This window comes from Listeria sp. SHR_NRA_18 (assembly GCF_003856515.1).
GTDB classification, from domain to species: Bacteria; Bacillota; Bacilli; order Lactobacillales; family Listeriaceae; genus Listeria_A; species Listeria_A newyorkensis.
The window spans coordinates 115895-130912 of the sequence record NZ_QPKR01000002.1; the positions used below are offsets into that span (position 1 = coordinate 115895).

Annotated in this window: 13 protein-coding genes; 2 read left to right on the top strand and 11 right to left on the bottom strand. The window is 44.4% G+C overall.

The annotated features are described in order from the left end of the window. Nucleotides 1–101: 101 nt before the first annotated feature. The gene (locus DUK53_RS04720) at nt 102–1898 is read right to left on the bottom strand and encodes a glycoside hydrolase family 2 protein (protein WP_124892587.1); all 1797 of its coding nucleotides are present in this window, start codon (nt 1896–1898) and stop codon (nt 102–104) included. A gap of 209 nt (nt 1899–2107) precedes the next feature. On the opposite strand from DUK53_RS04720, the gene DUK53_RS04725 reads away from it, so the two are divergent. Then, on the top strand, nt 2108–2611 hold the full coding sequence (locus DUK53_RS04725) for a GNAT family N-acetyltransferase (protein WP_036132157.1): 504 nt from the start codon (nt 2108–2110) through the stop codon (nt 2609–2611). A 378-nt stretch (nt 2612–2989) separates the two neighbouring features. On the opposite strand, the gene DUK53_RS04730 is transcribed toward DUK53_RS04725, so the two are convergent. Beyond that, the gene (locus DUK53_RS04730) at nt 2990–4279 is read right to left on the bottom strand and encodes an adenylosuccinate synthase (protein ID WP_036132159.1); all 1290 of its coding nucleotides are present in this window, start codon (nt 4277–4279) and stop codon (nt 2990–2992) included. Nucleotides 4280–4560: 281 nt separating this feature from the next. Between DUK53_RS04730 and DUK53_RS04735 the strand changes: the two genes are divergently transcribed. Beyond that, nucleotides 4561–5136 carry a lipoprotein BA_5634 family protein gene (locus DUK53_RS04735; RefSeq protein WP_036132161.1) on the top strand — a complete coding sequence of 192 codons (576 nt, stop codon included), beginning with the start codon at nt 4561–4563 and terminating at the stop codon, nt 5134–5136. A gap of 48 nt (nt 5137–5184) precedes the next feature. On the opposite strand, the gene DUK53_RS04740 is transcribed toward DUK53_RS04735, so the two are convergent. The 9 genes from DUK53_RS04740 to DUK53_RS04780 form a co-directional block, all read right to left on the bottom strand. Then, a complete protein-coding gene (locus DUK53_RS04740) occupies nt 5185–5544 on the bottom strand; it encodes an MmcQ/YjbR family DNA-binding protein (protein WP_052164941.1) in 360 nt (119 codons plus the stop codon). Between the two features lie 14 nt (nt 5545–5558). Beyond that, nucleotides 5559–7367, bottom strand: coding sequence for a glycosyl hydrolase family 28-related protein (locus DUK53_RS04745; RefSeq protein WP_036132163.1), 1809 nt, complete (start codon nt 7365–7367; stop codon nt 5559–5561). A gap of 178 nt (nt 7368–7545) precedes the next feature. Continuing rightward, nucleotides 7546–7899, bottom strand: coding sequence for an iron chaperone (locus DUK53_RS04750; protein ID WP_052164942.1), 354 nt, complete (start codon nt 7897–7899; stop codon nt 7546–7548). A 15-nt stretch (nt 7900–7914) separates the two neighbouring features. After that, on the bottom strand, nt 7915–8628 hold the full coding sequence (locus DUK53_RS04755) for a DUF975 family protein (RefSeq protein ID WP_036132165.1): 714 nt from the start codon (nt 8626–8628) through the stop codon (nt 7915–7917). Between the two features lie 146 nt (nt 8629–8774). Further along, complete coding sequence (locus DUK53_RS04760; RefSeq protein ID WP_052164943.1) at nt 8775–10727, bottom strand: M56 family metallopeptidase; 1953 nt, start codon at nt 10725–10727, stop codon at nt 8775–8777. Nucleotides 10728–10733: 6 nt separating this feature from the next. Beyond that, nucleotides 10734–11099 (bottom strand): BlaI/MecI/CopY family transcriptional regulator, encoded by a 366-nt coding sequence (locus tag DUK53_RS04765; RefSeq protein ID WP_036094767.1) that lies wholly within the window; start codon nt 11097–11099, stop codon nt 10734–10736. 159 nt (nt 11100–11258) lie between these two features. Further along, nucleotides 11259–12728 carry an ABC transporter substrate-binding protein gene (locus DUK53_RS04770; protein WP_124892591.1) on the bottom strand — a complete coding sequence of 490 codons (1470 nt, stop codon included), beginning with the start codon at nt 12726–12728 and terminating at the stop codon, nt 11259–11261. A gap of 233 nt (nt 12729–12961) precedes the next feature. Beyond that, nucleotides 12962–13936: a carbohydrate ABC transporter permease gene (locus DUK53_RS04775; protein ID WP_036132170.1), complete on the bottom strand. Its 975-nt coding sequence runs from the start codon at nt 13934–13936 to the stop codon at nt 12962–12964. Between the two features lie 17 nt (nt 13937–13953). Then, the gene (locus tag DUK53_RS04780; RefSeq protein WP_373862716.1) at nt 13954–14835 is read right to left on the bottom strand and encodes an ABC transporter permease; all 882 of its coding nucleotides are present in this window, start codon (nt 14833–14835) and stop codon (nt 13954–13956) included. Between the last annotated feature and the right edge of the window lie 183 nt (nt 14836–15018).

Sequence of the window (15018 nt, forward strand, 5' to 3'; positions counted from 1 at the left end):
TTACCGACAAGACTTATTCTAGCACTTTCGCTCTGGCTTGGCAAACATTTCACACATAGATAGGAAGGCCTCCCAGCAACGAGGCCCTTCTTGTTTGTGGTCTATTCTACAATCTGATCGAAATACTGGTCATTTATCTCTCGTATCCGCTTTAATTCGCATTTTGGTTCGCGGTCGTATGTTAGCAGGCCGTTGATTTCGACTTCTACGTCGGTCAGTTGGGTGTAGCAGTAGCCGTGTAGGGCTTTTGAGTTGTAAACGGCTTGCATGACGCGGCTGTAATCGGCGACGAATTCTTCGGCGTTTTTCACGGATGTGTAGCCCCAGCCGCTCTGGTCGCCGGTTTGAAAGCCTATGCCACCGAATTCTGTTAGCAAAATTGGCGCGCCTTGGTGCTCGAATCCTACTGCGTAAATGGCGCGTAAGGTGGATTGGGATTTCAAAATGGCTTCTTCGTCATGAATCATAGCGCTAAAATCGGCGTACTTCTGGGGTTCGTCTTCGCGGCCGTGTGAATAATTATGCACCGCGCAAATATCAGTTTCGGTCATTTCCCAGCCGTCATTGGAGATTACCGGGCGGGTTTTGTCGAGCGAATGAATGAGATGATACATCGCTTGGGTGTGATGTTGTTGTTCGCGGTTGTTGTGAATGCCTGGTACGCCCCAGCTTTCGTTGATTGGCACCCAGGTCACGATGCTCGGATGATTGTAATCGCGCTCGATAATTTCTAACCATTCGCGAGTCAGTCGGGTCGCGGCGTCTTCTGTATAAACTGGTGCCGCCGCGCATTCGCCCCAAACGAGGTAGCCCAGCGTGTCTGCCCAATATAGGAAACGCGGATCTTCTACTTTTTGATGTTTACGGCAACCGTTGAATCCCATTTCCTTGGCGAGCTCGATATCGTAACGCAACGCTTCATCGGACGGCGCAGTCAACAAACCATCACGCCAATAGCCTTGATCCAGCACCAATTTTTGATAGTAGGGGCGGTTGTTCAAATAAACCATGCCGGCCTCCGTGTGCACCTTGCGCATTCCAAAATACGACGAAACCTCATCATACACCACCGAATCGTCCTCTAGGCAAAATTCAATCTGAAAAAGGTTCGGGTTTTCTGGCGTCCAATTCCAGCCGTCATTATGGTTCGGCGAGCGGAAAATCTGTTTTTGATAAATCGCCACGTCGCGCTGTATATGGTTTTGCGTCAACGTCACCGCATCCTCAGCAACCAGCGTCTCCCCGAAATGAATCGCATATCGTAAGCGCTTACCAATCACGCCGCCCGCAAAATTCAAATCGAGTTCCACCATACCTGTGTCCACATTCGGCGTCATGCGCAGCTTTTCAATATGTAGCGCGTCCACGATTTCCAGCCAAACCGTCTGCCAAATTCCCGTTGTGTTCGTATACCAAATCGAGTCCGGTTCCGGCGTCCAACTCTGCTTCCCACGCGGAATCGTCTCATCTTTTTGCGGATCAAATACCCTCACAACTAGCGTCACAGCCTCACCACCAGCCACAAAGGGCGTGATGTCCAGCGTAAACGACGTATGCCCGCCGTCATGCTCGCTGACCTTCTGCCCGTTCACAAAAATGCTCGCCGAATAATCCACCGCACCAAAATGCAGCTTCACTTCCTTGCCACCGTCCAAATCCGCCAGCGCAAACTCCCGCTTATACCAAACAATCTCGTGATGCGCCTGGTCATCAATCCCACTAAGCGCCGTCTGATACGCAAATGGCACGACAATCCGTTTCGCAAACGTCACATCGCCACGAAACCAGCCCTCACGCAACCCAACGTCCCCATCATCAAAAGCAAATTCCCATTCCCCATTCAAATTCATCCAGTTTTCCCTCACAAATTGCGGTCGCGGATATTCTTCTCTCAACATTTCACATCGCTCCTCCTTATAAAAAAACGCTTACAATAAACTCTAAAGTTAATCAAACTAAAAAGCCATCTTACTTGCATTATATACAATAGATAACCATTGTGTCAAACAGATAAAAATAACATTAACTTATACGTAAACTATAAACGTATTGCTTTTCACAAAGAAATGTTCTATGATCGAACAAACAACCTAAGGAGGCTAATCCTATGACATTCCCAATCATCCAAACGCCGCGACTCACACTAAGACAACTAACCCCCGATGATTCCAGCGCCATTTTTGCCCTGCGATCAAATCCGGAAGTCGCCGCTTTTCAAGACCGCCCGTTACAGCAAAACCTGGAGGAATCCGCCGCATTTATCGATAAAATAAACACAGGAATCGACCGCGAAACCTGGATTTTCTGGGCCATCACGCTACAAGAAACCGCCGAACTCATCGGAACCGCTTGCCTCTGGAATTTCTCAGAAGAACAGACACGCGCGGATTTAGGCTATGAATTATTGCCGACATTTCAGGGTTCAGGCTACATGCTTGAAGCTTTAAAAGCCGTGCTCGACTACGGTTTCACACAACTCCAACAAATCGACGGCGTAACGCACAAAAACAACGACCGCTCCACCCAACTCCTCAAAAAACTCAATTTCACGCTAAATCCAGATTTTGCGGACGGAAACGAGATTATGTACACGATAAAAAAGAGAAGCTAGGAATTTAACACCTAACTTCTCTTCCTATTTCTGCGTCTTCGAAATCCAGCTTCAAGAGCCAGCCTCTCGGAATTTTCGTGACCTCCGCAAAAACCAAGTACGGGTTTTCACTGCGCCCCCTAACAAATTCTTTCGAGTCTAACGGGCTGTTTCAGCTTTGTTGTGGTTCTTATGAGGCATTACTTGCCGATTTAGAACCTCAATATGCATGAGAACGCAGTGAGCATGTAATCCATGCTCTACATCACGTTTTGCATCTTCGAAATCTAGCTTCAACGGCCAACTCCTCGAAAACTTCACGCCCTCCATAAAAATCAAAAGAGGATTTTTACTGCGGCCGCTCCAGTTTTTTTCGGAGCTGAACGGGCCGTTTCAGCTTTATAATCGCCAAACACTTTTCACAACATGCGTCTGCGAACGATCCGGTCCTACCGAGAACATCGAAACCTGAACGCCGGTCAATTGGGCGATACGCTCCATGTAATGACGCGCATTCGCTGGTAAATCATCCAACGATTTCACATTCGTAATGTCCTCTTCCCAACCGTCTAACTCTTCGTATACCGGTTTACAACGAGCTAATTCTTTCAAACTCGCCGGGAATTCTTCAATAACCTTGCCATCCAACTCATACGCAACGCAGACCTGCAATTTCTTAATGCCTGTCAAAACGTCTAAAAGCGTCAAAGAAAGATCCGTCAAACCACTCACACGGCGGGCATGGCGGACAACAACACTGTCGAACCAGCCAACACGGCGCGGACGGCCAGTCGTCGTTCCATATTCACGGCCAACTTCACGAATATTATCGCCAATTTCATTATCAAGCTCCGTCGGGAATGGACCATCACCAACACGCGTCGTATAGGCTTTTGCAACGCCGACAACGTGGTTAATTTTAGATGGACCAACACCGCTACCAATCGTCACGCCACCAGCAATCGGATTACTCGACGTTACGAACGGATATGTACCTTGGTCAATATCCAGCATAACCCCTTGCGCACCCTCAAAAAGAACACGTTTTCCATCGTCCAGCGCGTCATTCAACACAACCGATGTATCGCAAACATATTGCTTAAATTGCTGACCATATTCGTAATACTCTTCTAAAATGTCTTCTATTTTAAAGCCTTCCAACTCATAGAAACGCTCCAATAAACGGTTTTTCTCTTGTAAATTATGCTCTAATTTCTCTTTAAAAGCCTCTTTATCCAAAAGGTCCACGATACGAATACCAACACGCGCGGCTTTATCCATGTACGCTGGGCCAATCCCTTTTTTCGTTGTACCGATTTTGTTAGCACCTTTACGTACTTCATCAGCTTCGTCAATGCGAATATGATACGGCAAAATAACGTGCGCACGGTTCGAAATACGCAGATTCTCCGTACTTACGCCTTTTTCATGTAAATAGTTTAGCTCTGTCACAAGCGCTTTCGGATCAACAACCATCCCGTTTCCGATAACACTAATCTTCTCTTTGTAAAAAATGCCAGATGGAATTAAGTGCAATTTGTATGTTTCTCCATCAAATTTGATCGTATGGCCTGCGTTATTACCGCCTTGGTAACGCGCGATAGCCTCCGCATTCTCGGAAAGAAAATCCGTAATCTTCCCTTTTCCTTCATCGCCCCACTGTGTTCCTACAACAACAACTGAAGACATCTAAACACCTCATTTAATTGGTCTTTTAAGCTCGATTTCGCAAGCTTTTTCCACTCCTAATTGTACCGTTTGTCCTGGCAATAGTCAATGAATTATCGAACGTTTTCGAAATGGAATGCAAAAATCGTTCGTCTATACGCAAAATGACATCCTTCCTACAAAAACGTAAGAAAAACTACATATAGTGTCACGTAAATCGCGGGAAGCATGCCTTGAAGTTCGGTAAGATAGATTTAAGAGCTAAGAGAAATGCTCAATCTATTTTAGGAGTTGGGAATAAGATGAAAAAAACTTTACTGATTGGAATGGTTCTGGGCGGGCTTTTACTGGCTTTGTCCGGTTGCATTTTTGATAAAGCGAAAGGCTTAATTGTCTACGGCGGTCATGATCAGGTGACAAAAACGATTGCTAGTAATAAGGAAAATATCGATTCATCTACTATTTATGAGGCAAAACAAGACGGTGATGGCGATAATTTGACCGTTTTCATAAAAGAATCGGATGCGAAGAAAATGCAAAAACAGCAAGCTTTCACGAAATTGGTCGATTCGGATAAAACAGAAGCTTTGAAAGAGCTACCCGCCACAAACGGAAAGCTACTCCTGTTGGCGCAAAGTGACGCGACGAAAATCCAAATTGGCGAAAAAGAACAAACAGTCACATACGGCGGCAATATCACACTCGGCGATGCACGGACATACGCGAAAAAAATCGTGATTGTTCCTGATGCTTTGTGGAACACCATCAACGCTAAATCAGAAAGCGTCGCGACCGTGATAATGAAAAAAGACGCGTCGGATTATTTAGTTGATTTTAAAGATATCGATCGGGCGCAACTCGCTGATCTAAAATCATGACACAAAAAGAGATTATCGCTACCCTTTGACGGCGATAATCTCTTTTTCTTAGCCTTCTATCTCTTTTTGGCGATACTTCGGTAGTTTTCGCAAGACTTGTTCGTAGCCATGCGCCAACAATTTTGCCAAGAATTCTGCGTTATTCTCTTCATCCAATAATACCGATACCCAGTGCGACTTATTCATGTAATAACCCGGAATAATCGCTGGGTTTTCTGATCGCAAAATCTCGCCCTGATTCGGCTCCACTTTTACCGTGAGAATATCGCGGCCTTCTTTGTTCGTTCCAAGCATCGCAAACATTTTTTCACCTACAAAAAAGCGGTCAGCGCCCCATTCTTCTTTGTAATCATGCGTCGCGCCTTTCAAGCTCAGCGCTGCCTCGTGAATCGTCGGATATTTCGCCACTTTCGCATCTCTCCTTACGCTTCTAATTCGAGCCCCGTCTTGTAAATAATCTCGTCGTTCGCTCCAAGTACTTGAAGTTTAACATCATAATTGATATTATTCAACACTGTTTTATAGTAGAAACGAAACGTCCCATCTGCCAAAAATTCGCCCCCCTGCTTATCAATCACCGTCCCAGCACTATTCGTTGCCGTCACACGCAGTTTTTTCACATTCCCCGTGTAAGTTCCCGTGATATACGAGGCACTCAGTTTATATTTCACAGGCGTCACCGTTTCCGTATACACAATCTGGCTTTGAACGCGCGCCCATTGATGCGTCCCATCCAAGCATTTTTTGACATACATCAAATTATCCTGCTCCGCCGCACCCGCTCCTTCCCTCACAAATGCCACTTTCCCAACATTATTCACCGAAGCACGCGCCAAATCCGCCATTTTTTGTACCGGTAAAATTGCTCCGGCCGGCTTCACGACAGAATTGATAGCGAGCGTTTGCGTATAATCATCAAATCGGTATTCCCGCCCAATAATCAACGTTCGCTGCCCCTCATCAAGAATTTTTCGCTGGCCCAAAATCGGATTCGCCGCATCCGCTTTATTCACATCTGTCGCATAAATCGTCGTATTCAGCGCATTTTTCCCGACTTTCACACTAGCCCGACCGTGAATCGTCACCAAATCGCAATTATCGAGAACATACTGGTACTCCGGTTGCTCTTTGCCAAGAATCCGGTTTTCCTCCACAATAATATTGCTGACATTCTTACCAGCACCTGCCGCGACAACATCTCCGTCCACTCTAATCGCCGAATCTGAAATCTCCTCGAACGTATTCCCACCGATAAAATGATAAATCGACGCGCCCTGTTTCCCCATCGTCCCGCGCCGAATATCAATCGCCGGCTTGCTCAACTGGTTAAACGACGACATGTGAATATTCATACCTTGGCAACCTTCCATCAAAACTGCCGACCTCGGAGCGTAAGAAATCGCCGTCTGGTTCGTCGCATCCCGCACCACATTCCCAGCCAAATCAACCTTCACACCCGTCGCATTCACTTTTACATTGTCCATATAACTCTCATTCACATTCTCCAAATAAATCGCGGGCAACGTTGCATCTTGCGGTCGTCCCCGATCCAACAACTTATTAAACGTCACATACTGCCCATTTTTCAAATTGTCGAGCACTGTAGCACTATTATCAATATGAATATCCCGGAAAATCACGCCCTGCCCCAATCCTTTTGGCTCCGGCTGCATATTATCTGGATATTCACTCATACAAGCAATCGCCGTCCCGCGGATATTCACAAACATCAAATTCTCAAAATGGCACAAATCATATGGCCGAATCACTCGAATCATCGTCGTCTTATTCACATTCCCCATATCAAAACCAAGATTTTGAATATTCATATTCCGCATAAACGTCCGCTTGCCCTCTTTGTTAATATACTTAATCTCAATCGCAGCATTTCCCTCTTCTTTCCCGTCAAACAATAGCTTTTTCACACCATTCTCATCCATCACCAACTCGCCTCGCGGAACAATCGTGGACGAAACCGGTGACGCGCCCATCAGCTTGACACCCGTATTTACCAAATGAATCGGCTTCGTAATCACATAATCCCCAGGCGGGAAAAACACAATGCCCCCTTCCATCGCAACCGTAGAGTCCGGGCCAACCGGCGACGCAAACAGCGCATCAATCGCAGCCTGAATCGCCACCGTATCATCCGTCTCTCCGTCCCCTTTCGCGCCAAATAACGCATCCTTCACATTCACAACTGCCCCATCTAAAATCGTATCATCATACATCTCAAAATTTCCCCTCTCTATTCCCAAATAAAACAAGAACTTATGTTCCCTTTTAAATATACCACGAATTCCAATATCTAACCTCAAGAAATCCAGTGTTACTATCCTCATTTTGTCAAAAGTGTGTCTAGAAGCCAAAAAAACACCCAAGCTGTCATCCAACTTGGGCGATTTCCACTTACATTCCTATGTGATTTCGAACAACAATTTCCCTGCAAAACTTGAAAAGCTCCGGAATCGCGTCATCATCCTCAAACTTCACTTTTACGCACCCTTTACCAAATTTAGCGTGTGGCAATCGCTCCTTCATCTCCAAAACCAACTCAAAATCCAGCGTATGCACCGAAAAATGTGTTTTGGCATTCGAAAACGCGATATACTGCTTCCCAAATTTAAATGTCGGAATCTGATACGAAATCTTCTCCTCGAAATCCGGATAATTTTCACGCATAAAACTAACAAATGTCATCGTCCATTTCCGCTGCTCATCCGTCTCCACCCCCGCCATGTATTCCTCCACCGTATCAACCATCCCAATCCCTCCAAATTATAGTTTTAATGGCTCCGAGCGCTCTCTGATTTCCTCGACATAAAACACAGCATTCGTGGTATGAAAGTAAGGCCCAACGAAAATAAGCACTACAAAAAATACAATATCCGTTGCTCGAGTCAACAAGATATTCTCCGTAATCACAGCTGCGATAAGCAAAACAAGCGGTATAATAAACCAAACAATAAAGCTCAATTGCAACATAAATAAATCCGTTTTTCGTCCATCCATCAATTTGCGACTCAAGTTAATCGCGTCTAAAGGCGTCAAATCCGGATTATCACACATTAATCGAAACGCCTGCGAGTAACTAAACGATTTTATGATTCCTGGTACGATAAAAAGAAGCGACCATAAGAAAGTAAATATCGTGATAAGTAAACTCGCTAAAAAATAACGCACATAATTCTGCTTCATGAACACTTCCAAGATTTCGCGCCAACTCGCTTTTTGCACATTCGCTACTCGCAAGAAAAACCACTGAATAGATGCCATAAGCGGTAAAACTACGAAAATATAGAACAACCCTAAAAATAACGCAACCAATATCGTATCTGGCAGAAAATCACCTATTGTCGGTATCGAAAAACCTAACCCATTATACTCTGTTTTATACGTCCCAACCTGATCCGTCACAAACATATAAACCAACCAAACAATAACCGAATAAAAATAAACGCCCTTTAACCTCTGCTTTGCTATCTTTTTCATTATGTATCCCCTTTTTAATGTGATTCTGCTGATGCCAACAGTTCCCACTATTATAACGTAAAATATCCCGCCATTCCAACAAATATTGGAAAAACCGCCCCATCCCTTCCAAAGAAAGTGATAAGACGGTTTCCTATTTCTAATTTTTAGTCGTTATCGTAGCGATCATCATCGTCCGAATCGTTATCATATCTGTCATCGTCGTCGTTGTCGTTATCGTAACGGTCGTCGTCATCATCGTTGTCGTTGTGAGCAGTTCCTGCAGACTTCGCAGTTGTATTTGTGTTTGGCTTCGTACTTGTAGCCGCTCTATTAATCGTTTCCTTCTCGAAACCGTACACAACAGAATCCGCCGCGCCGATCTCCAAGTCATACTCCGTGTTGCCATTTACGATTTTAATATCATACACTTTACGGCCATTCTCGTAATCCACATAGGATTGTACCACTTTTCCGCCACCAGTTCTGCCTAGTGCGATTTGTTGTGCTCTTGCTGCTGAAATTTCGGTTGTTGTTGTTTTATTCGTCGTTACTTTGTTTGTTGTTCCCGTATTCGTTTTCGGTGTTGTATTTTGCGCTGGTTTTGTCGTGTTACTTTGTGTGTTTTTGCTCGGTGTTGTTGCACTCGTTCTGATTGTTTCTTTTTCGTAGCTGTATACTTTAGAATCCGTCGCGCCAATATCCATTTCGTACTTCGCGCTTCCGTTCACAATTTGGATATCATAGACTTTCTTGCCATTTTCATAGTCCACATTAGCACGCGTCACTGTTCCACCGCCTGTTTTAGCTAGCGCAATCTGTTTCGCTTTTGCCACCGTGATTTCGTTAGCTGGCGTCACTGTCAATTTAGTCGAAGCTGGCGTTTTCGTTGCGGTTGTAGCCTTAATTGCCTTTTTCTCAAAACTGTAAATCTTAGCATCCGTCGCGCTGATGTCCATTTCATATTCCGTATTACCGTTCACGATTTTAATATCATACATTTTCTTGCCGTTCTCATAATCGAGGCTATACTTCACAACCGTACCGCCGCCCGTTTCTGCCAACGCAATTTCTTGTGCGCGCTTAGCCGTAATTTCAGCAGCCGCCTCCGCTTTTTCGCCGCCTTGATTCATAAAAATGCTTCCCGATAAGAAAATCGCTGTAACCGTTGCACCGCAGCAAAGTACCGCTATGCCCACCTTCTTCTTACTCGTGTCCATGATAGATGTCAGTCTGTTTTTCAATGTCTTTTTCCCTCCATAAAAATTAGTTGATAATGCTGTTCGTTTTACATCTTTGTTACGAATTAAGCCGATAATCGCTTCTCCGTATGTTCTTCTTTTATCCATATTTTCGCCTGTTAGCAACGTTTCATCGCAGGATTCCTCGCAATCGTTCTGGAATGCTCGGCCCATCACGTATACAAATGGGTTAAACCAATGGATCGCAGTTGCCAACAAGAGCGCCGCGTTCACCCACAAATCCTTGCGTTTAAAATGGACTAATTCATGACGCAAAATCAGGGCCATTTCTTCCTCATCAATTGGTTTTTCCGGCAGCAAAATCGTCGGCTTCAGGAATCCAATCAACATCGGGCTAATTTCAAATCGACACATATGTATCTCAATATGCTTTGAAGCTACCCCCACATTGTGTTTCTCTTGCTCAAATAATGCCAAAATCGATGCATCCGTTACTGGCGTCGTCCACCTTTTCACCATCCGCAAAAAGCGATAATGCTTCCACACGTTGTAGCTTAGGAAAACAACAAATCCAGCGAACCAGATACTAAATAAAACCATCGGTAACGTCCAGAACGATTCCACAACTGGCGACGCGGCTGTATTTACCGGATTAACATCGACTACTTCATTCAGATTCCCCATCGTAGTAGCCGGTTCAGCCACACCCGTCTGCGCAATAATCGGCGCTTTAATCAACGCTGTTTCGAACTCCAAACGAAACGGCAACAACAATCCGATTAACACAGCGAACCAAATGTAATATCGCCATTTTGCTGAATATTTTTTCCCGAAAAAGTGGTGAAACAACATGACCAATACGATAATAATCGCCATCGTGATTGATGCTTCTAGTAAGTCAAACATTATTTGCCCCACATCTTATCAACTCCTTTTTGAAAGCCAGTCTTTCAGTTCGTCAATGTCTTTGTCCGACATATCGCCGCCCTTATACAGCGTATTAACGAGCCCCACCAGCGAATTATTGTAATGCTTATCCATGAACTGCTCCGTCTCCGATTGAAGATACATCTCCTCGGTAACGATCGGCGTGTACACCCTTTCCCGCCCAACTTTCTCACTTTCTAAAAAGTCCCGCTCGATTAAGCGCACTAATAAAGTAAGAACAGTCTGCGGTTTCCAATGTTTATCCCCATCCAACACCGCGATGATTTCATTCGTCGAAACTGGTGGCGAACTCTTCCAAACAGCCTTCATAATTTCAAACTCTGCATCCGGTAAACGTTTCATTTTCTCAACCCTCCTTCCACTTTCTACACTTGTCGTTAATTACATTCTACAGTTGTAGTTTTTAAAAGTCAAGCGTTTATTTGGAAATTAGTTTTAGAACGCAGAAAAGTCGTGGTTTGATAGAGGCTATCGAACCACGACTTAGCGTTTTAACAGTATTTAATTTACCTTTTCCTTATTCTCTTTCTTAAACGCGTCATACTGCTTCTGCATCTCAGTCATCACGGTTTTCATTCCCGCATCATTCAATTTCTTTTTGAATTTCGGCATGTAATCATCCGGATCTACCGTCCCAGTCAGAAGCGCTGGTCCGAATTCATTACAAACGTTCGTAATCGCGGCAATTTCTGTGCGGACATTTTTCGAGTCAAAATAGAATCCGAGTCCTGGCGATGCTTTTGACTCCTCGTTAAACTCCTTGAATTTCTCCCATTTATCTTTCGGCTCATCCGAATAACGCTTCAAAATAAAGTGGTTTCCGAGCGCATAAGTCGGCATCGAATAATTCTCCACGCGCGCTGGTAGATCCTCAATACTGCCATCCGCTAGCTCCGTGTAATGCGTCCCTTCAATCCCTTTGTCAACCAAGTTACGCAAATACGGATCTGTGTTCAGCAAGTTCAAGAACTCCACAGACTCTTTCGGATGCTTCGACGTCATAGAAACAGCTTGAATCGCGCCCGTCACAGAACTATTTTTAACGATTGGCGTTTTCATAATTGGCTGCGTCACCACTTTATACTGACCATTCGTTTGCTTATCCCAAATCGATTCCGCGTACGGCTGATATTTCTCAATACGCACAAACCAGTTTTCCTTCTCATAAGACCACGGATCAGTCGACGTCGCGATATCCTTACTCACATAGCCATCCTCATAAAAACCATGCAAGTCTTTCAAAATTTTCACCGTTTCAGGTTGCTCATAAAAATTCACTACTTTGCCAGTATCATTGTACTCATCGACCGCAAATGGAAGCGGAACCGCAGAGTCAATCAAATAATCAAACGGCGTTACCGGTTTAAAGTCTTTATTCCCACCGATTGGCGTGATGTTCGGCTCATTTTCCTTGATTATTTTCAAAAGCGGACCTAAGTCAGCAAAATTCTTCACTTTGGAAACGTCCATTTTGTATTTATCCACTAAGTTTTTATTGAAAACATACACTTGCTGCTCGCCGATTTCTTTGTTCGAAGGCACACCATAGACCTTGTTATCCATCGTCACGCCTTCCCAAAGCTGGCTATTCAATTCGGCTTTCATCTTCTTGCCTTCGTTATCAAGATACTTCGAAATATCCATGAACGCGCCTTTTTGAGAATACGTTACGAACTCTCCCGCAGCCGTGTAAGCGATATCAAAATTTTCGCCCGAATTAATCATCGTCTGCATTCTGCTACCGTAGTCGCCCCAGTCGATTTGCGTCATATCCACGCCAAAACCAAGCTTCTCCTGTGTATATTTATTCACCTCTTTCATCACCTTATCATGATCCTTCTGAGGCGTCCCAATCATATACCATTTCAGCGTAACCTCACTATCCCCGCTCGCCGATTTATCACTCCCACAAGCAGCCATCACCAACATCACAAAACTCAAAATCATCACCAAAAACAGTTTCTTCTTCATCAAAAATCCTCCCTTTTCATCAGGATTCCGAGCACAACCCAGAACCCTATTTTATCATAGATTTTTTAAATGTTTTTTTACTCAAAATCAGTCTTGCATCGCCGAACCCCAGCGGGCTGAGAAATGGTTAGATGCTAGGCAAGGATGAGTACCGGAGCGGAATGTACGACCTGTACATGAGCACCGGAACGGAATCTTTAACGACGCAGATGACCGTTTCTCAGCCCGCTGGGCTATTCTTTTACGCCGCCGATGGTTAAACCACTTATGAAATATTTCTGGAAAAATGGATACGTAATCGCGATTGGAATTGTCGAAATAACAACCATCGCCATTTTTGCGCCGTCTTGTGGGATTCCTTTGAAGGCTCCCGATGTGAACGCGATGTCTGCATTTTGGCGCATGAATTCTAGATTATTCTCAATTTTCATCAACAAGGATTGGAGCGGGACTAGTTGCGGGTTGTCGATGTAAAGTGAGGCGTTGAACCAGTCGTTCCAATAGCCGAGCGTGCTGAACAGTGCAATTGTTGCGATACCAGGTAACGATAATGGTAAGACAATTTTTAGCAAAATGCGTAGTTCGCTGGCGCCTTCGATTCGTGCGGCTTCGAGTATCGGCTCTGGAATCGAGCGGATAAAGAAGGTCCGCATAATCATGATGTAAAATGCGTTCATCGCTAGTGGCAGAATCAGTGCCCAGATGGAATTTTTCAGTTGGAGTACTTGGGTCATGACGATGTATGCTGGTACCATCCCGCCGCTAAATAGCATCGTGAAAAAGGCTAAGAACGTGAATTGCTTGCGGTAGGCGAACTGTTTTCTGGAAATCGCGTAGGAGTATAAGGCGATCATCGATACGCTAAACACAGTACCAACTACCGTCACGACGATTGTTACGCCATAAGATTGGAGCAGTTGACCTTTCATATTCCACAGATATTTATAAGCTTCGGTGCTCCACTCGCTCGGAATGAGGCGGAAACCGTTTGTTGCCAGTGCATCTTGGCTACTGAATGAAATAACGATGATGTACAGGAACGGAAAAACGCAGAGTATGGCGAGAAATCCGAGCAAGATATTCATTGCTACGTTCATTTTCGGTTCAAAATCTACGACGTCCGATTTTTTAGGTTTATTTTTTTTCGGCAGGCGGAGGTCGCCATTAACCTGCTCTAACTGCTCGACTTGTTCTATTTGTTCTGCCAATTAACTCGCCTCCGTTTTTAAAATAGTGCATATTCTGGATCGATTTTCTTCACGATATAGTTTGTCAGCATGACGAGAATGAAACCGACAATCGACTGGTAAAGTCCTGCCGCAGCGCTCATACTGATGTCCCCAAGCGATGTTAAACCGCGATAAACGTATGTATCGATAACATCCGTCACTGGGTAAAGTGGCCCTGAGTTTCGCGGAAGTTGATAGAACAAACCGAAATCAGAGTTGAAAATTTTGCCGACGTTTAGAATTGTTAAGATAATGATCAGCGGCGTCAAAGCTGGAATTGTCACGTGGCGGATTTGTTGCCATTTGCCAGCACCATCAATCATCGCAGCCTCGTAGTAGTTCCGGTCAATTCCGGCAATCGCGGCCAGATAAACGATACTTCCATAGCCCAGGCCTTTCCAGATGTTCATGAAAATCAGGATAAAGGGCCAATATTTCGGATCGCTGTACCACGAAATCGGATCGCCGCCAAAGGAAACAATCAGTGAATTAAGTAGTCCGCTATCTTCACTCAGGAAGCTGTATAGGAAGTAACTTACAACAACCCAAGATAGGAAATAGGGAAATAGCATACCGGTTTGGTAGACTTTTGCCATGCGTTTGTTCACGAGACTGTTAAAGACGATCGCCAAAGCAACGCCCAAAAGGAGCCCCACGATGATAAAGACTAAGTTATAAAGTACGGTATTCCGCGTGATAATAAAGGCATCATCGGTTCTAAATAAAAACTTGAAATTTTCTAAACCTACCCAGTCACTGCTCATCAGACTAGATATGAAACCGTTTCCATCTACACGGTAATCTTTAAAGGCAATCACAGTTCCGAACATCGGTAAATACGCAAAGATTAAAAACCATGCGACTCCCGGCAAAACCATGAATAACCAGATTTTATTCGCGTAGAGTTTTTTGAAGAACTTCTTCAATTCGTGTCACCCCGCTTTTGTAAGTGTTTTCAACATCTTAAGTGTACCTTTTTTAGGGGCTGTGCGAATAGTGGGGGAAATATAGATTTGTGGACAAAATTAGTATTCTAGTTTTCCAGAATAAAGAAAACCTGT

Excerpts from the sequence above, each read along its gene's own strand:
- DUK53_RS04765 (WP_036094767.1), bottom strand. The coding sequence starts at position 11,099 with ATGAAACGTTTACCGGATGCAGAGTTTGAAATTATGAAGGCTGTTTGG.
- DUK53_RS04720 (WP_124892587.1), bottom strand. The coding sequence starts at position 1,898 with ATGTTGAGAGAAGAATATCCGCGACCGCAATTTGTGAGGGAAAACTGG.
- DUK53_RS04735 (WP_036132161.1), top strand. The coding sequence starts at position 4,561 with ATGAAAAAAACTTTACTGATTGGAATGGTTCTGGGCGGGCTTTTACTG.
- DUK53_RS04770 (WP_124892591.1), bottom strand. The coding sequence starts at position 12,728 with ATGAAGAAGAAACTGTTTTTGGTGATGATTTTGAGTTTTGTGATGTTG.
- DUK53_RS04745 (WP_036132163.1), bottom strand. The coding sequence starts at position 7,367 with ATGTATGATGATACGATTTTAGATGGGGCAGTTGTGAATGTGAAGGAT.
- DUK53_RS04780 (WP_373862716.1), bottom strand. The coding sequence starts at position 14,835 with ATGGTTTTGCCGGGAGTCGCATGGTTTTTAATCTTTGCGTATTTACCG.
- DUK53_RS04750 (WP_052164942.1), bottom strand. The coding sequence starts at position 7,899 with ATGGTTGATACGGTGGAGGAATACATGGCGGGGGTGGAGACGGATGAG.
- DUK53_RS04725 (WP_036132157.1), top strand. The coding sequence starts at position 2,108 with ATGACATTCCCAATCATCCAAACGCCGCGACTCACACTAAGACAACTA.
- DUK53_RS04755 (WP_036132165.1), bottom strand. The coding sequence starts at position 8,628 with ATGAAAAAGATAGCAAAGCAGAGGTTAAAGGGCGTTTATTTTTATTCG.
- DUK53_RS04730 (WP_036132159.1), bottom strand. The coding sequence starts at position 4,279 with ATGTCTTCAGTTGTTGTTGTAGGAACACAGTGGGGCGATGAAGGAAAA.